General features: G+C 72.2%; 15 protein-coding genes. 9 read left to right on the top strand and 6 right to left on the bottom strand.

Annotated elements, in window-relative coordinates; all coding sequences use genetic code 11:
* Positions 1–130: 130 nt before the first annotated feature.
* Positions 131–1,117 carry an SCO2278 family lipoprotein gene (locus ACGRHY_RS19910; RefSeq protein WP_491630966.1) on the top strand — a complete coding sequence of 329 codons (987 nt, stop codon included), beginning with the start codon at positions 131–133 and terminating at the stop codon, positions 1,115–1,117.
* Between the two features lie 48 nt (positions 1,118–1,165).
* Here ACGRHY_RS19910 and ACGRHY_RS19905 read toward each other — a convergent pair whose 3' ends face one another.
* A complete protein-coding gene (locus ACGRHY_RS19905; RefSeq protein ID WP_394636673.1) occupies positions 1,166–1,903 on the bottom strand; it encodes a bifunctional DNA primase/polymerase in 738 nt (245 codons plus the stop codon).
* Positions 1,904–2,299: 396 nt separating this feature from the next.
* Between ACGRHY_RS19905 and ddaH the strand changes: the two genes are divergently transcribed.
* Positions 2,300–3,160, top strand: coding sequence for a dimethylargininase (gene ddaH, locus ACGRHY_RS19900; protein ID WP_394638126.1), 861 nt, complete (start codon positions 2,300–2,302; stop codon positions 3,158–3,160).
* A 38-nt stretch (positions 3,161–3,198) separates the two neighbouring features.
* Here ddaH and ACGRHY_RS19895 read toward each other — a convergent pair whose 3' ends face one another.
* A complete protein-coding gene (locus tag ACGRHY_RS19895; protein ID WP_394636672.1) occupies positions 3,199–4,290 on the bottom strand; it encodes a small ribosomal subunit Rsm22 family protein in 1,092 nt (363 codons plus the stop codon).
* 307 nt (positions 4,291–4,597) lie between these two features.
* Here ACGRHY_RS19895 and ACGRHY_RS19890 point away from each other — a divergent pair, with 307 nt between their 5' ends.
* Positions 4,598–4,972, top strand: coding sequence for an ATP-binding protein (locus ACGRHY_RS19890; protein ID WP_394636671.1), 375 nt, complete (start codon positions 4,598–4,600; stop codon positions 4,970–4,972).
* A gap of 46 nt (positions 4,973–5,018) precedes the next feature.
* On the opposite strand, the gene ACGRHY_RS19885 is transcribed toward ACGRHY_RS19890, so the two are convergent.
* Positions 5,019–5,393, bottom strand: coding sequence for a type II toxin-antitoxin system VapC family toxin (locus ACGRHY_RS19885; protein ID WP_394636670.1), 375 nt, complete (start codon positions 5,391–5,393; stop codon positions 5,019–5,021).
* Entirely contained in the window at positions 5,393–5,635 is a 243-nt protein-coding gene (locus ACGRHY_RS19880; protein ID WP_394636669.1) for a type II toxin-antitoxin system Phd/YefM family antitoxin, read from the bottom strand. Before ACGRHY_RS19880 ends, ACGRHY_RS19885 begins: the two co-directional genes overlap by 1 nt.
* A 371-nt stretch (positions 5,636–6,006) precedes the next feature.
* Between ACGRHY_RS19880 and ACGRHY_RS19875 the strand changes: the two genes are divergently transcribed.
* The 3 genes from ACGRHY_RS19875 to pglX all read left to right on the top strand — a co-directional run bounded on the left by ACGRHY_RS19875 (position 6,007) and on the right by pglX (position 12,998).
* Positions 6,007–6,549, top strand: coding sequence for a hypothetical protein (locus ACGRHY_RS19875; RefSeq protein WP_394636668.1), 543 nt, complete (start codon positions 6,007–6,009; stop codon positions 6,547–6,549).
* 158 nt (positions 6,550–6,707) lie between these two features.
* The gene (locus ACGRHY_RS19870) at positions 6,708–9,029 is read left to right on the top strand and encodes a tetratricopeptide repeat protein (protein ID WP_394636667.1); all 2,322 of its coding nucleotides are present in this window, start codon (positions 6,708–6,710) and stop codon (positions 9,027–9,029) included.
* Positions 9,030–9,230: 201 nt separating this feature from the next.
* Positions 9,231–12,998: a BREX-2 system adenine-specific DNA-methyltransferase PglX gene (gene pglX, locus ACGRHY_RS19865; RefSeq protein ID WP_394636666.1), complete on the top strand. Its 3,768-nt coding sequence runs from the start codon at positions 9,231–9,233 to the stop codon at positions 12,996–12,998.
* Positions 12,999–13,178: 180 nt separating this feature from the next.
* On the opposite strand, the gene ACGRHY_RS19860 is transcribed toward pglX, so the two are convergent.
* Both ACGRHY_RS19860 and ACGRHY_RS19855 read right to left on the bottom strand, forming a co-directional pair.
* A complete protein-coding gene (locus ACGRHY_RS19860) occupies positions 13,179–14,399 on the bottom strand; it encodes an AAA family ATPase (RefSeq protein ID WP_394636665.1) in 1,221 nt (406 codons plus the stop codon).
* The gene (locus tag ACGRHY_RS19855) at positions 14,399–15,139 is read right to left on the bottom strand and encodes an ATP-binding protein (protein WP_394636664.1); all 741 of its coding nucleotides are present in this window, start codon (positions 15,137–15,139) and stop codon (positions 14,399–14,401) included. The genes ACGRHY_RS19860 and ACGRHY_RS19855 overlap by 1 nt, the downstream gene beginning before the upstream one ends.
* 200 nt (positions 15,140–15,339) lie before the next feature.
* Here ACGRHY_RS19855 and ACGRHY_RS19850 point away from each other — a divergent pair, with 200 nt between their 5' ends.
* The 3 genes from ACGRHY_RS19850 to ACGRHY_RS19840 all read left to right on the top strand — a co-directional run bounded on the left by ACGRHY_RS19850 (position 15,340) and on the right by ACGRHY_RS19840 (position 16,789).
* On the top strand, positions 15,340–16,218 hold the full coding sequence (locus ACGRHY_RS19850) for a helix-turn-helix domain-containing protein (RefSeq protein WP_394636663.1): 879 nt from the start codon (positions 15,340–15,342) through the stop codon (positions 16,216–16,218).
* The gene (locus ACGRHY_RS19845; protein ID WP_394636662.1) at positions 16,215–16,418 is read left to right on the top strand and encodes a DUF397 domain-containing protein; all 204 of its coding nucleotides are present in this window, start codon (positions 16,215–16,217) and stop codon (positions 16,416–16,418) included. The genes ACGRHY_RS19850 and ACGRHY_RS19845 overlap by 4 nt, the downstream gene beginning before the upstream one ends.
* Positions 16,419–16,486: 68 nt before the next feature.
* On the top strand, positions 16,487–16,789 hold the full coding sequence (locus ACGRHY_RS19840; protein ID WP_394636661.1) for a prevent-host-death protein: 303 nt from the start codon (positions 16,487–16,489) through the stop codon (positions 16,787–16,789).
* The last annotated feature ends 235 nt before the right edge of the window (positions 16,790–17,024 follow it).

Here is a 17,024-nt window from a genome sequence, read left to right as displayed (position 1 = left end):
GGGCGGGGCCGGGTTCGGCGTGCGCCGGGTCCGCCCCGCCCCCGGCCCATCCCGTCGCCCGGCCTCCGCGGGGCACCGGTAGGGTTCGGGCCGGAGAAGCCGCGTGATGGTCCGGGAGGGGTCGAGGAGAGTGCGGACGAAGGCGCGTGGGCTCAGGGGTGCATTGGTGCTCGCGGCGGCGCTGGCCGCTCTGGCGGCACTGCCGGGCTGCGTCACGGTGCACGGTGAGAGGGCCGTGGTCCCGGCGGTGACCGAGGCGGAGGCTGCGAAGGTCCTCGACCACTTCGCCGAGACCAACAACGAGGCCAACCGCACCCATGACGCCACCCTGAACACCACCATCGAGACGGGCGCGCTGGGCGCCGTCGACCAGGCCGGGCTGCGGGCCCGCCGCGTCGTCCACCCGGACGGCGACCCGGACCACCGGGACCTGGAGCTGACCGACGCCCGCTTCCTGATACCGCGGCAGGCGGGCTGGCCGAAGTTCTTCGTCGCCGACACCGCCTCCAGCCAGAGCCCCGGCAGGCGCTGGCTGCTGGTCTTCACCCGCGACGGTGTCGAGGAGAGGTGGAAGGCGTCGTACCTGTCGGTGCTGGACGCCTCCGCCGTGCCGGAGTTCACCGAGGACGGCGAGGGCCACGTCGAGGCCGTCCCCGCCGGCGCGTCGGCCCGGCTGGCCGTCGCGCCGGAGGACCTGGGCGAGGCGTACACGGACTATCTGCGCGAGGGCGGCGACGCCTTCGCCGACGGCCCGGCCACCAGCGGCCTGCGCCAGGAGCGGAGGAAGACGGCGGCGAACCCGGGCGCCCGCACCCAGTGGGCCGACCTCCCGGCCCGGGACGCGCGGTTCGCGCCGGTGGGGCTGCGCACCGAGGACGGCGGGGCGCTGGTCTTCTTCACCACCCACCACCAGATGCGGCAGACCGTGCCCCAGGGCTACAAGCCGCAGGTCAAGGACCCCTACGTCAAGGCCCTGATGGAGGGCACGCCGCGGCAGTCGGTGACGTACGTCCGCCTCGGCCTCCAGGCGGCGGCCGTGCCTCCGGCCGGCGCCGGCGATCCGCGGGTCGCACTGGTGTACCGCCTCCAGCGCCTGACGGGCGCCAGGGGCGGGTGAGCCCGGCGGCGGCCCCGGCGGCCCGGTGGTGGCATGCTCCCCGGCGTGTCAGCGCACCGGCCACGGGGCGCTGTGGTCCGGCTCCTCCTGCGCGTGCGCGGCGCACGCGTCCGTCAGCGCCTCCAGCATCGTCAGCGGGTCGGGCAGCGGGCGCTCGGGGGCGCGCAGCCAGCCCACCGCCGGCTCGGAGCCTTCGCCGGGCAGCCGGGCGGGGGGTACGAGCACGTAGCTGCCGCGGCAGTGCCACCGCAGGCCCGGATGGTCCTCCAGGGTCTCGGGGTGGCAGTCCAGCTCGCACGGCCACCACTCGTCCTCGTCGTCCGGGGTGCCGCGGGTGGCGGTGAAGAACAGCATCCGCCCCGTCCGGGAGCCGGTGCCGCACACCGCCACCGGCCCGACCTCGACGCCCTCGGCCTCCAGCCGCTCCAGCGCGGCCCGCCCCGCGCCCACGGGCACGTCCAGCACGTCGTGGGTGCGGCCGGTGGCGGTGACGAAGCTGGCCGACGGCTGGCCGGCGGCCCAGCGGGCGATCTGCTCGGGGTCGGTGGTGGCCTGTGTCCGCCAGGCGAAGGAGACCGGGTGGCGGCCGGGGGTGGGGCAGCCGATCCGGTCGCAGGAGCAGCCGTAGCCCTCGGGGTGCGCGGCCGGTGCCAGGGGGAAGCCCGCGGCGGCGGCCGTCAGCAGCAGGTCCTCCCGGACGCGGGCCGCTTCCTGCGCGGCGCTCGCGTGCGCGCCGCCGCGGGAGCGTCGGCGCAGCCACCGGGAGAATCTGCTTTCGCGTTCCATCGGACTCCTAGCGCTGGAACCACCGGCCTCGGCCTGTGGGGGAATCACTTCCCTGGTTTGCGGTGCTCGGCCGGTCTCGCGGGGCGTCGGGGCGGGCCGGGCGGCGACCTCCGACTCGGAGAGCCCCTCCTCGCGGGAGGGGAGCGGAGATCGCGTACCGCACCACGCGCGACCGGAGCCGTGGGTTTCGAGGGTACGAAACCGAGCGCCTTCGGCCGGGCGGAATCCGAGGATCCCGAACGGCCGTCTCCATCCTGCTCCTTCCGCGACCCCGATGAGTAATCGAACGGTGGTCGCGATGGTCACAGCCCGGCCCGCCGGTGGACGGTCCTGCTCCGTGCAGTGGAAATCCTCCTCCCGGGCAGGACAGGGAGGCCCGGCCGGGTGGACCATGTGCTGACACAGTGCGACACCTCCGGCACACAGCGATCCTGTGAGGAGCCCTCCGTGCACACACCCCGCCGCTACCTGATGTGCCCACCGGCGCACTTCGCGGTCACCTACTCCATCAACCCGTGGATGGACCCCGCCAAGCCCGTGGACCTCCCGCTGGCCGTGGCCCAGTGGGAGTCCCTGCGCGACACCTACCGCTCGCTCGGCCACACCGTCGAGGAACTGGTGCCCGACCCGGAGCTGCCCGACATGGTGTACGCCGCCAACGGCGCGCTCGTCGTCGACGGCCGGGTGCTGGGCGCCCGATTCGCCCATCCGGAGCGGGCACGGGAGGCCGCGGTGCACCGGGAGTGGTACCGGGCGCACGGCTTCACCCGGGTGCGCGAGCCGGAGCACGTCAACGAGGGCGAGGGGGACTTCGCCGTCACCGCCTCCTGGCTGCTGGCCGGGCGCGGCTTCCGCAGCAGTCCGCTGTCCCACCCGGAGGCCCAGGAGTTCTTCGGCCGCCCGGTCGTCGGCCTGGATCTGGTGGACCCGCGCTTCTACCACCTGGACACGGCGCTGTGCGTGCTGGACGACTCCCGCGACGACGCCGTCATGTACTACCCGCAGGCTTTCTCGCCCGGCAGCCGGGCGGTGCTGGCCCGGCTCTTCCCCGACGCGGTCACCGCCGGGGAGGCCGACGCCCGCGCCTTCGGCCTGAACGCGGTCAGCGACGGGCACCATGTGCTGCTGCCCCAGGCGGCGGTGGGGCTGTTCGGGCCGCTGCGCGAGCGCGGTTACGAGCCGGTCGGCGTCGATCTGGGGGAGCTGCTCAAGGGTGGCGGCAGTGTGAAGTGCTGCACAGCGGAGCTGCGCGGCTGATCCGGGCCGCCGGGGGCGGGCGGGCCGGCTCGGGGCCGTCAGTCCCCGCCGCCGTCCTGCCCGCCGTCCTGCCCGCCGTCCCAGGTGTCGCCCCAGTGCGCGTCCCGGGCGGCGCGGTACGCCGGCCCGCGGCGCTTGGTGACGGTCTCGCGCCGCAGCCCGCCGCGTTCGCCGTCCGGCCCGGTGCACAGGTCGAGCAGGACCTGGCCCTTGCGGATCTGCGGCCTGCGCACGATCCGCGCCGCGGCGGGCGTCCCGTCCGGGCCGTCGCCGTCCGGATCGCCGCCGTCCGCGCCGGGGCGGACGGCGGCCACGTAGGAGAACTTCTCGTCCTCGTACGCCAGCGTCCCTCCCTTCACCCGCCGGTGGAGGGAGGAGCGGCTGACGCGGGCGGCGAAGTGGCACCAGTCCGAGCCGGGCTCTATCGGGCAGGCGCCGCTGTGCGGGCAGGGGGCCAGGACGCGCAGTCCGGCGCCGGTCAGCCGGCCGCGCGCCTCGATGATCCGCCGGTAGCCGTCCGGGGTGCCCGGCTCGACGACCACCACCGCCCGCCGGGCCCCCGCGGCGGCGGCGTCGACCAGCGCGTGCCGGGCGTCCTCGGGCAGTTCGTTCAGCACGTAGGAGACGGTGACCAGATCGGCCGCGTCCAGCCCCGGCGCGGCGCCGATGCGCTCCTGCCGCCACGCGGCCCCGCGCAGGGCGGCCGAGCCGGAGCCGGCGGCCAGCTCGCGGCCGAGGGCGAGGGCGGGCTCGGAGCGGTCCAGCACGGTGGTGGCCCGGGTTTCCCCGGTCCGTTCGGCGCCGTCGCCCCAGACCGCGGCGGCGGCCCACACGGCCGCGCCCGTTCCCCCGCCCACGTCCAGGTGGGTGGCCGGGTCCAGCTCCGGGGCCCGCTCGGCGAGGGCGTCCAGGGCGGCGCGGACGGCCTCGAAGGTGGCGGGCATCCGGTAGGCGGCGTAGGCGGCGACGTCGCCGCGGTCGCGCAGGACGGGGGCGCCGGCGGCGCCCTTCCCCCGGTAGCCGCTGATCAGCCGCTCGACGGCCGCGGCGGCCTGCCGGGGCGGCAGCCCGTCGAGGAGGCGGGCGAGCGCGCCGCGCAGCTCGTCGTCGATGTGGAGGGGGGCGAACACCGGGCCAAGTGTAGGCGGGCGGCCACCTGCGCACCGCCGCCCGGTGGTGGATCTTCCTTCCGGTGGATTCCCCGAAATTCGATCATGCTCGCGCCTGACGGTCACCGGCCGCCTGCTCTCTTCACGCATATGCCACAGGCCGTTGCATACTTTCGTGGCATTCCACTCCCCTTCCACGAGGGAATCCGGATCACCGGATTCGATTGTGTTCGGCTGCGCACTCGGGGGCAGACGATGCAGTGGAGTTGGGAAAACAGCTCCGAGGCGAGGAGGACCGATGCACAGGGAAGGCAGACCACCGGAGCGATTGACGAACCGCTCACCTCAGTCCGGGGACCGGGCGCGGGAGATAACGCGCGGTTTCCTGCGGGCGACCGAGCCGGACGCCTCCAAGACGGACGTGGACGCCGTGCTGCTGGGCGTCTCGGAGCTGGTGTCCAACGCGGTCCGCCACGCCGGCGGGGTGACGGACTTCCGCCTGGACTCGCGGGACGGCGGCGTGCTGGTGGAGGTCTCGGACGCCAGCGTCCGGCGGCCCAGGACGGTCCAGATAAACCCCTCCGTCCCCGGCGGCTTCGGCTGGCTGCTGGTGCGCGAGCTGGCCACCGACGTCACCGTCACCCTCCGTCCGGGCGAGGGCAAGGCGATCCGGGCGTCCTTCCCGCTCCGGCCCGCCGCCTGACGCACGGGCCCGGCGCCGGTCCGGCCGTCCGCGTCCGCCCCGCGTCTCAGACGGACATGACCCGCACGTCGTACTGCGGGATCCACTTGTCGCGGGTCATCAGGGTCATACCCTCGATCTGCGCCTGGGCGACCAGCATCCGGTCGAAGGGGTCCCCGTGGTGCTCGGGAAGCCGGCCTGCCCGGACTCCGTGCCCGGCGGTGACGGGCAGGCCGGTGAACTGGCTGTCGCGTACCCGCTCGGCCAGGTCCACCGGGCCTTCGAGCTTGCCGACGGACTGCTTGATCGAGATCTCCCACGGTGTCACGGCGCTCACGTACACGGCGGGCTCCGTGTCGAGCAGGTCCTTGACCTCACCGGAGAGTTCGGGGGAGTCGTCCAGCCACCACAGGACCACATGGGTGTCGAGCAGGAGTCGCATCAGCGCATCCCGAAGGCGTCGGCGACGTCGTCGGGCAGTTCGTCGAAGTCGTCCGGGATGTGGACGAGGCCCCTGAGTGAGCCGCGGCCGGTCCGCCTCACCCTGGACCGCAGGGGCACCACCTTGGCCACCGGCTCCCCCGCTTTGCTGATCACCACTTCCTCGCCCGTGGCGACCTGCTCGAGGATCCGGGAGAGGTGTGTCTTGGCTTCGTGCACGTTGTACTGCCGAGCTGCTTCCACGGCTGCCCCACAATCCGGTCACCAGGTGGACTAAGCGATGGACCAAGTATAGCCCGGCCGCACTCCGGGCCGCCTGACGCACAGGCCCGGCGCCGGCGCCGGTATGCCCCTCTCCCCGCCCCCGGGAACGGCGGAACGCGAACCCCGGAGGGGGACACTCCCCACGACACCTCGCCGTTCCCGCGCGAAACCCTGACGGCAGCCGGCTTCTTCCCCGACCCGGCCGGCGGGAAGGGTCGTTCACGTTTCCCGGGAAAACTCCGCACCGGAACCGGGCGACGGGGGTAGAACGTCTCCGATGAAGATGCGGCGTGGTGCCACGGACGGCGCCGGCGCGCCGCGCGGGCCGCGCGTCGCGAGGGGGACGGGGAATGCTGGAGCAGGCTTTGGCGGCACTGGCCTCCGCCGGGGGCACGGCGGTGGTGCAGGCCGCGGGCACGGAGGCGTGGACGGCGGTGCGGGAGGCGGTGGCCCGCTGGTTCGGCCGGGGCGACGAGCGGCGCGAGCGCGCCGAGCTGGAGCGCCTGGACCGCACCGCCGCCGAACTGGAGCCGGGCGGGCCGGAACCGGGCGAGGGCCGGGACCGGGACCGGGACCGGGAGCCCGGCGCCGCCGGGTCCGCCGGGGCCGAGCAGGCGCGCATCCGCCAGGAGGCGGCCTGGCAGGCCCGCTTCGAGAGCCTGCTGGAGAGCGTGGACGGCGACGAGCGCGCCCGCCTCGCCGGTGAGCTGCGCGCCCTGCTGAAGCGCCACTCCCCCGCCGGTGGCCCTGCTTCCGGCGGCCCGTCCGTCGGCCGGGACGGGATGGCCGTGGGCGGGGACGTCCACGTCCGCGCGGACGGCGGCGTCGCCGGCGGGGTGATCCACGGCGGCGCCCGTGTGCACCCTCTGCCGCCCGGTCCGGCCCAGGGCTGAACGGACCGGGCGCGGACGGCACGCCTCTGTCCGCCGAGGCGTACGTCCAGGCCCCGGGCGGCATCGGCGCCGGGCACATCGACCGGGCCAGCCTCCACACCCACTACCACTCCGATCCCCGCCCCCGCCCCGGCGTCTCCTGGCCGCACCTGGTCGGGGTGCCGCCCAGGGAGGCCGACTGCTTCCAGGACCGCGCCGCCGTGCGCGAGCTGGAACGCGCGCTGGACGGCGGCGGCACGGCGGTGCTGTGCCAGGTGCTGTCCGGCATGGGCGGGGTCGGCAAGACCCAGCTCGCCGCCCACCACGCCCGCCGGGTCCTGGCGGCGGGCGGCGTGGACCTGCTGGTGTGGGCCACCGCCGCGACGCGCGAGGCGGTCGTCGCCGCCTACGCCCAGGCCGCCGCCGGGATCCTGTACTCCGACCCGGATCTGCCCGAGACTGCGGCGCGGGAGTTCCTGGCCTGGCTGGAGCACCGGCCCGGCCCGGAGCAGCGCCGCTGGATGGTGGTGCTGGACGACGTGGCCGACCCGGCCGACCTGCGCGGCCTGTGGCCGCCGGCGAGCCCGCTGGGCCGCACCCTGGTCACCACCCGCCGCCGGGACGCGGCCCTGACCGGGCCGGGACGCCGCCTGGTGCCGGTCGGCCTTTTCAGCCCGCGGGAGGCCAGGGCGTACCTGGCCGCGTCCCTGGCCTCCCGCGGCCGCCACGAGCCGGAGGAGGAACTGACATCCCTGGCCCGCGAGTTGGGCTACCTGCCGCTGGCCCTGTCCCAGGCCGCCGCCTACCTGATCGACTCCGGTCTGGACTGCGCCGCCTACCGCGCCCTGCTGGCCGACCGCGCCCGCGACCTGGCCGACGCCCTGCCCGACCCCGGGGCCCTGCCCGACGACCAGGCCGCCCCGCTGGACGCGGCCTGGTCGCTGTCGGCGGACCGCGCCGACCGGCTGCGCCCCTACGGCCTGGCCCGCCCCATGCTGCGCCTGGCGGCGATGCTCGACCCCAACGGCATCCCGGCCTCCGTCCTGACCTGCGGACCCGCCCTGGCCCATCTCGCCGGCCACCTCGCCGCCCGGACCACCGCACAGGCCGCCGGCCGTCCCGCCGGCCGCACCCCGGGCCGGTTCGGCCCGCCCGGCCGGCCCGCCCCGCCCACCCGGACGGTCACCGCCGAGGAGGCCGTCGGCGCGCTGCGGGCCCTGCACCGCCTGAGCCTGATCGAACACTCCCCCGGCACCCCCCGCAGAGCGGTGCGCGTCCACCAGCTCATCCAGCGCATCGCCCGCGACTCCCTCGGCCCCGGGCGGCGCGACGCCCTGGCCCGCACCGCCGCCGACGCGCTGATGGCCGCCTGGCCGGAGGTGGAGCGCGACACCGCCCTCGCCCAGGCGCTGCGCGCCAACACCGACGCCCTGACCCGGTACGCGGGAGAGGCCCTGTACCGGCCCGAGACCCACCCGCTGCTCTTCCGCTCCGGCCGCAGCCTGGGCAACGCCGGCCAGGTCGCCGCCGCCCTGACCCACTTCCAGCACCTGGCCGACTCCGTGGGCGCCCGGTTCGGCCCCGGCCACCCCGACACCCTCAACGCCCGTCACCGGCTCGCCCACTGGCACGGCATGGCGGGGAAGGTGGAGTACGCCGAGACGGCGCTCACCGGGATCCTCGCCGACTATCTGAGGGTGCTGGGCCCGGACCATCCGGGCACCCTGGGCGTCCGGCACAACCTGGCCCGCTGGCGCGGCGCGGCCGGCGACACCACCGGCGCCAGGAGCGCCTTCGCGGAACTGCTCACCGACCGCCTGCGCGTCATCGGCCCCGACCACCCCGACACCCTCGCCACCCGCCACGAACTCGCCCGCCTGCGGGGGAGGACGGGCGACCACGCCGGGGCCATCGCCACCTTCACCGATCTCCTCGCCGACTGCCTGCGCCTCCTCGACCCGGACCACCCCCGCACCCTCGCCGCCCGGCACGAGCTGGCCCGGTGGCGCGGCGCGTCGGGCGACATCGCGGGCGCCAGGGCGGCTTTCGCCGAGCTGCTCACCGACCGCCTGCGCATCATCGGCCCCGACCACCCCGACACCCTCGCCACCCGCCACGAACTGGCCCACCTGCGGGGGAAGGCGGGCGACCGCGCCGGAGCCGTCGAGACCTTCACCGGCCTGCTCACCGACTACCTGACGGTGCTGGGCCCGGACCACCCGGGCACCCTGGGCGTCCGGCACAACCTGGCCCGCTGGCGCGGCGCGGCAGGCGACCCCGCGGCGGCCGTGGCCGCGCTCACCGACCTCCTCGCCGACCGGCTCCACATCCTCGGCCCCCACCATCCCAGCATCGCCGCCACCCGCACCGATCTCGCCTACTGGCGCGGCCGGGCGGAGGCCGGCGGCCCCCACGTCCCCCCGCAGCCCCCCGCGCCCCGGGCGGAGGCGCGCGACCCGGCCCCCCGGCGGCCGTCCGCCGAGCCCGGCGGAACGGGGTGATCCGTACGACTCCCCCACCCGGGAAGCGGCCGGGGACTACGATCTGCCAGGGGTTTCGAAGCCGCATGTCCTCCTTTGGCCGGTTCCGCCGGGGACCGGCGCGCGCTGTGCGCGCGGACGGACGGCCGCGGCTTGCGGGACGGGCGCGAGGGATCCGAGGGGCGCCCACGGGGTGACAGGCACGACGGGAGACGGGGTCACATGATCGACCGCAAGGCACTGCTGGCCGACCTGATCAAGCGGGTCAGGGCCGCCGAGGCGGATCTCGACCGGCAGGTGCGGGACGGCGAGGCCGTCCTGAAGCCGCTGCGCACCGAGTACGGCAAGGAGAAGAAGGCCGACCCGAAGGGCACCCCGAAGTGGGCGGCCTGGGTGGAGGAGCGGGCGGCCGAGCTGCCCGAGGAGCGCGCGCAGCGGGTACGGGCGGCGCAGGCGGTCGCGGGCAGGCTGCGGGACGAGTACGACCAGGCCTTCGGGATCGGCCGCACCGGCGCGCCCTGGAGCCAGTGGCTGGGCGAGCGGGTCACGCAGGTCGCGGTGGCGTGGGTGCTGGGCACGGTCTTCGTGCGGTTCTGCGAGGACAACCGCCTGATCCCCGAGCCCTACGTCACGGGCCCGGACATCGACCGGCGCGAGCTGGCCGAGGCCCGCTACGACCACTACGCGGAGACGGACGCCGACCCCACCTACCGGGGCTGGCTGGAGAAGGCGTTCGCCGACATCGGCTCGGGCCAGGCCGGACGGCTGCTGTTCGACCGGCGGCGCAACCCGCTGTACCAGATCCCGCTCTCCCACGACGGGGCGCGCGAGCTGATCGAGTTCTGGCGCGAGCGCGACGAGACGGGCGCCCTCGTCCACGACTTCACCGACCCGCTCAGCGAGGACGGCACGGAAGGCTGGGACACCCGCTTCCTGGGCGACCTCTACCAGGACCTCAGCGAGGCGGCCCGGAAGACGTACGCGCTGCTACAGACGCCGGAGTTCGTGGAGGAGTTCATCCTCGACCGCACCATGAACCCGGTCGTGCGGGAGATGGGCGACCGCTTCGGCGAGCTGAAGATGATCGACCCGACCTGCGGTTCCGGGCACTTCGTACTCGGCGCGTTCCGGCGGCTGGTCCGGCTGTGGGCCGAGAGGCGGCCGGGCATGGACGCCTACGAGCGGGTCCGGGCCGCGCTGAACTCCGTGCACGGCGTGGACATCAACCCCTTCGCGGTCGCCATCGCCCGCTTCCGTCTGCTGATCGCCGCCATGGCGGCGGCGGGTGTACGGACGCTGGATAAGGCGGCACGGTACAAGTGGCCGATGCACCTGGCGGTGGGCGACTCCCTCATCAAAGAGCGACAGCTCGAATTCACGCTGATCGGCGAGGAGTCCGGCGACCCGCTGGTGGAGTTCTCCTACGCCACGGAGGACGTGCACGAGCACCCCGGGATTCTGGAGCCGGGCCGCTACGACGTGGTGGTGGGAAACCCGCCGTACATCACGGTCAAGGACAAGAAGCTCAACGCGCTGTATCGGGAGCTGTACAAGTCGTGCGCGGGGACATATGCACTGTCTGTGCCGTTTGCTGAACGGTTCTTTGAGCTGGCCAAGGTCGGGACACCCGATGGCAGCGGCTACGGCATGGCAGGCCAGATCACCGCGAACTCCTTCATGAAGCGCGAGTTCGGCACCAAGCTGATCGAGGAGTACTTTGCCCACAAAGTGGAATTGACCGAGGTCATCGACACCTCTGGGGCTTACATCCCAGGACACGGAACACCAACTGTTATCTTGATCGGTAAGCGCCGCAGCGGCAGTACGCGCTCGCGGACCATTCGTACAGTGCGGAGCGTCCAAGGGGAACCCACAGCGCCGGATGCAGCAGAGAACGGCCTGGTATGGAAAGCTATTACCAACCAGATCGATGAACCTGGTTCGTCCAGCCAGTGGGTTTCGGTGGACGAATTGGAGCGCGAGCAGCATTTCGGCAAGCAGCCATGGATTTTGACTGACGGCGGCCTCGAGATGGTTGAGCAGCTCACTCACGCCGCCGACCGCAAACTAGGGGAAGTTAGCGGCGAAATTGGAACCGGAGCGGTGACGCGAGAAGACAGCGCCTATATGGTTGGCGAGGGCTACTTGCGTCGGGCCGGAGTGGAAAATGAGCACAGACGCTACATCGTCGAGGGCACCGAGTTGCGTGACTACATCACCGATGAAGCCACCATGTCAATCTGGCCCTACTCGCCTTCAACTCTGGAGGCCGAGTACTCTGATTCTATCAAGCGCGCCCTCTGGCCTTTTCGAGCACTACTGCGGAGTCGGGTCGCCTTTGGCAAGTCCCAACTTGCACGCGGGTTGACCTGGTTCGAGTATTCAATGTTTTTCAAGGGACGATACAAGGCTCCACTGAAAATCCCCTTCGCCTTTGTCGCCACACACAATCACTTCGTACTGGATCGAGGCGGCAAGGTGTTCAAACAGTCCGCACCTGTGATCAAGTTGCGGGAGGGGGCGAGTGAGGAGGATTACCTGCGACTGCTCGGGCTGCTTAACAGTTCCACTGCCTGCTTCTGGCTTCAGCAGGTCTCCCACAACAAGGGAGAAGGAGGTGGGGCCCGCGTTGATGCCGGATATGCGGCTATGGGGAGCGAGGCTTGGAAGAACTCTTTCGAGTTCACCGGAACCAAGCTTCAGGAGTTTCCGCTCCCCGCTGAGTACCCCACTGCTCTCGCCACGGCCCTCGACGACCTCGCCCAGCGGCTCTCCGCCGCCAGCCCGTCGGCCGTGGCCGCTGAGGCGGTGCCGACTGCCGGGGTGCTGCGGGAGGCACGGGCGCGGTGGGAGGCCACGCGGGCGCGAATGATCGCGTTGCAGGAAGAGCTGGACTGGCAGGTCTATGCTCTCTACGGCCTGCATGACGAGGATCTGCGGGTCTCCGAGGACCCCGATGACCCGGCCATCCCGGAGGTCGCGCTCGGTCAGCGAGCGTTCGAGATCGTGCTGGCGCGGCGCGTCGAGAAGGGGGAGGCGTCTGGCGAGTGGTTCACACGACACGGCTCCACCCCGATCACGGAGATCCCGGCCCACTGGCCGGCCGCCTACCGCGAGGTGGTTCAGAAGCGAATCGACGCCATCGGTTCCTCCCGGGCCATCGGGATGGTCGAGCGGCCGGAGTGCAAGCGTCGATGGAAGACCGAGGGCTGGGAGGCGCTGCAGGAGAAGGCGCTGCGGTCCTGGCTGCTGGACCGGATCGAAGCCAGAGAGCTGTGGTTCGACGAGAACGGCCAGCCGACCATCCTCACCCTGGCCCGGCTGACCGACGCCCTCTCCCGCGATGAGGACTTCACCGCCGTCGCCAAGCTGTACGCCCCCCGCAAGGAGCTGCCGGTCGTGGTGGCGGAGCTGGTCAGCGGCGAGCATGTGCCGTTCCTGGCCGCGCTGCGCTACAAGCCCAGCGGCCTGAAGAAGCGCGCGGACTGGGAGCATGTGTGGGACCTCCAGCGACAGGAGGACGCCGCCCCCGACGAGCCCGCCAGGCGCAGGATCCGCGACACGATCCCAGTCCCGCCGAAGTACACCTCGGCCGACTTCCTGCGCCCCTCCTACTGGAAGGCGCGGGGCAAGCTGGACGTGCCCAAGGAGCGGTTCATCTCCTATGGGCAGACCAACGCCGCCACCCCGGAGCTGTACGGCTGGGCCGGGTGGGACCACCGCGAGCAGGCCCAGGCGCTGGCCACCTACTTCACCAACACCGCGCTGTCCACCGAGGAGATCACCCCGTTCCTCGCGGGCCTGCTGGAGCTCCAGCCGTGGCTGAACCAGTGGCACAACGAGTTCGACATGCTCTACAGCGGCTCCCCGGCCGACTTCTTCGCCGGCTACCGGCAACAGAAGCAGGGCGAGCACGGCCTGACCGACGACGGCCTGCGCGCCTGGCGGCCCCCGGCCGCCACCCGAGGCCGCCGCGCCGCCAAGGCGTGACAGCAGCGCCGGTTCCTCCTTCCCCTCACGTGGTCAGGGGAAGGAGGAACCGGCGTCACAGACCTTCAACACCATCTCCAGCGCCACCGTCTGTGCCGGCCGGTCGAAGTCCCGCTCGGCGTCGCGCCGCCTGCCGAGCGCCGTATCCAGCAGGCCCCTCGGATCGGCGGCCTTCGGTACCTACGCCCCACGCGTGAACCGTCCCACCGGATCCAGGTACTTGCGTACTTCCAGAGGCGTCACGAACGTCCCCCGCTCTCCGCTCTCGGCGACCTTCCTGGCCCGTGCCAGTTTCCTAGGCGGAAGTCCGTCGCCGAACCGGGTCACCGTGTCCAGGAAGACGACCGACTCCCGGACCTCCTCCAGAGCGGCGGCGAGCGCGACGGGCGAGTGCGATGTGACCAGGGTCTGGCGACCGTGCCCTGACGTGAGGGACGCGGCATCGCTGGTCCTCCCCCGCAACCTCGACAGCAACTGCGGGACCCTGCTGGGGTGAAGACCGTTCTCCGGTTCCTCGAACATGAGGACGCCTTCATGAGCGGAGTCGTGGGCCGCAGCGAGCAGTGCCAACACTCGCAGGGTGCCCGCTGACGCCGTGACGGGAGTCATGCGGTGCTCATGCCTGTGCCGCAACCAGATGTCCCACTGCCCCCGCTCGGCATTGGCCTCCACGGTGATGTCCGCGAGGTCCGGAAGCAGTGCCGCCACATCGGCCTTGAAGTCGTACCAGTTCTCGGGGTCCCGCGAGAGCCGCCCCAGAACGGCGCCCAGGTTCCTGCCGTCCTCGGCGAGAGGCGCGGTGTCGTATGTGGAGGAAGCGACACGCATGGCCTTGGGAGACGGTTCGATGATCCGCCAGTTCCCGGTCGCCGTGGCAAGCTCCTTGCCGTACCTGCTCTCCTGTACGGGGACTCCGGTGACATGCGCCTCCCCGATGCCGGGCCCCCACACTGCGGAGGGGAGCCCGAGAGAGAGCGCGTACTCGCGCATCTCGGCGTCGGTGAGGTGATCGCGGACGTTGCCGACCTCCACCTCGACATGCAGCGGCTCGGGGGGATCCGCGTACAGGACCCGTGCGACGGCTCTGAGGAAACGCGGCCCCGATTGCCCACCCACGATGACATCGGCTGCGATCCGCATGGTCCTGGCCGGATGGCCGTCCGGGCCTCGCCGGAAGAGTTCCTTGGGACCGCCTCGGTGGGCGTGGTCGACCAAGGTCTGCCCGGTGGGTTCTCGGATCAGCCGACCCAGCAGGTCCACGGCTTCGAGCAGGTTCGACTTCCCGGAGGCGTTGGCTCCCAGCAGCAGCACGAATGGTTGCAGATCGAGGACGAAGCCTTCGAAGGACCTGTATCCGTCGATCTCGATGCGAGTGATCGTGCTGAACCCACTGTCGCGCATCAGCCGTCGGCCTGCTCGTCGGACCGGTCGTCATTGCCGCTCCGGGGTTGGACAGGGACTCCGGGCACGACGTGGTCAGCCTGCCCGCTCCCGTCCGCCGACTCCTTCGTGTCGGCCGTCACGGCCTCCTCGCCGTCCTTGACGATCAGCGGTTCGGCGGCGTCCACGCGCATCGCCGGGCCGTCGTCCAGCTCCAGCACCATGGCGAGTCCGCCCAGCGGCGACCGTTCGCCCTTGACGCTGCGGATCGTCTTCCACAGCCCCCAGAGCTTGACCTGCTGCCCGGCTTGGACCGTCACCGCCGCGATCTCCCTCTCGACGGGTGCGGATACGAGGTCCGGGGCCTTCAGCTCGGCCCACACCGTCTTCCCGATACCGCACGCGCGCTTGCGCACCCCCCAGCGGTGGGCCAGCGACTCCACGAGCATCAGGCCGCGTCCGCCGGTCTCGTCCTCGCCGGGGTCGCGCACCTTGGGCCAGCCGTCCCCCGCGTCACTCACCTCCAGCCGCAGCAGGCCGTCCGCCTGCGAGTGCACGATCTTCACCCCCACCTGCCGGTCGTTCGGCACCCGTACGCGCACGGCGTTGGTGACCAGCTCCGACAGCACCAGCTCCGCCGTCTCCAGCACATCCTGTCCGACCCGCCACTCCCCGAGCACCGACCCCAGCAGTGCCCGCGCTCTGGGCACGCTGCTACGACGGCGAGACAGCCGGAAGGTGACGTGATGCGGTGCGGCCATGGCAGCCCCCAGGGAGTCGATGCTCGACCGGAGCCCCCTGCAGAAGCGACCAGTTGGCCGTGGGACGCCGGTGTCCATGGCCAGCAGGATGAGTGCACCTCACGCGAATCTGCAACGTTGCTGGATAAATTCAGGGAACTATTCGCTCTTTCGAGTTACTGCTGGTCTACAAGGGCCCTGGCTCTGCTAAAGGTGTTGGCATGCAGAACGCCACCCCGAACCCATCAACCGTCCTCGGCCGCCAGCTCGGAGACGAGCTGCGCCGGTTGCGGGAAGCAGCAGGACTGACTACCGTCCAGGCGGCTGACGCTCTCGACTGCACCAAGGGCAAGATCAGCCGAATCGAGAACGGCAGGGTGGCAGTTCGCATGCCAGACCTGACCGCCCTCATGGAGGCGTACAGGGTCGAGGCACCGGAACTGCGCGAACGCCTCGGAGCCCTGGCCCGTAGAGCCAACCGGCGTCGTCGCGAAGGCTGGTGGCATCAGTACGGTTCCGTTCTCGGCGACACCTATCGCGACTACATCGAGATGGAGACCATCTGCGACGGCATCCGGACCTTCCAGGCTCAGTTGATCCCAGGACTCCTCCAGACACCCGAGTACGGCAGAGCTGTCACGGTCGCCTCTCGCGCATGGCAGACCCCGGAGGAGATCGAGCAGTTCGTACAGGTTCGGATCGCTCGGCAGGAACGACTCACCGGCGACGATCCGCTGGAACTCTGGGCCGTGCTCGCCGAGGGAGTCCTCCATCAGCAGGTGGGAGGACCAGCGGTGATGCGCGACCAGTTGCAGCACATGGCGAGCCTGGCGGAACGGCCCAACGTCACCGTCCAGGTGCTGCCGTTCTCGCGTGGAGCGCACTCGGGTATGTTCGGCCCGTACTTGCTGCTGAGCTTTCCGCAGGTGTCGGCCCTGGATCTGGTACTGACGGAGACTCCGACCGGCAACATCTGGATGGAGCAGGAGTCCGAAGTCACGCGCTACCGCAAGCTCTTCGACGACGCTCGCACCTCGGCATTGCCGCCAACGGAATCGCTCAGGCTGATCCGTCGCATCGCCAAGGAGCACAGACCATGACTCAGAACCGTCTCACCCCGTCCGACCTCACCGAAGCCGTATGGCGCGTGAGCAGCCACAGCGGCGGGCAGGGGGAGTGCGTCGAGGTGGCCGACGACGTACCCGGCATAGTCCCCGTCCGCGACAGCAAGCGCCCCACCGGCCCGGTGCTCGGCTTCGGGCCGGACGCCTGGGGCGCGTTCCTCGACCACCTGCGCTGAGCCGACCGTTCCTCCCGGGCGGTGGCCCCGCCCGGGAGGAACGGCGTGCTCGGCCTACCGTGAACGGTATGACCGAACAGCCCGAGATCACCGAACCCGAACTGTGCGGCAGGCCGGGAGAGTTCATGGACGCCGTCCGGGCCGGGCAGCCGTTCGCCGTCGCCCGCGACGGCCACGGGACCGGCGGGCCGGTCCCGCTGCGGCGGCGCAGGCGGTTCGTCACCCGGGCGGAGTTCGCGGCGATGTCCCGCACCGCTCCCGACGTCTCCCTGAAGGCTTTCCGCGCGGACCAGGACCGTACGGCCGAGCAGGACGGGCGCCTCCGTGGCCGTGCCCGGGAATCCGCCGCTCCTCACCACCGGCACGAATGACCTCAACGGGCCGGACGGCCTCCTCGCCGTGGTCCCCGTGACCCGCCCGGTGGTGCCGCCCGAGCGGTGAGTCCCAGCCCCGGCAGGGCCGTTGGCTCGGCACCGGCCGAGACCGCGACGCCGTCGCCGCCGGTCTCAGCCGCCCTGGAACCCGGGCGTCGTCGAAAGCCGTGCCGGCCGGGTCGGAACGCCCGGGCGCCGGATGTCCGGCCGCGCCGGCTCCGCCCTCCCTCGG

The sequence above is a fragment of the Streptomyces shinuiensis genome, from assembly GCF_043660855.1.
Classification (GTDB): domain Bacteria; phylum Actinomycetota; class Actinomycetes; order Streptomycetales; family Streptomycetaceae; genus Streptomyces.
This window is presented reverse-complemented; position numbering and strand designations above follow the sequence as displayed.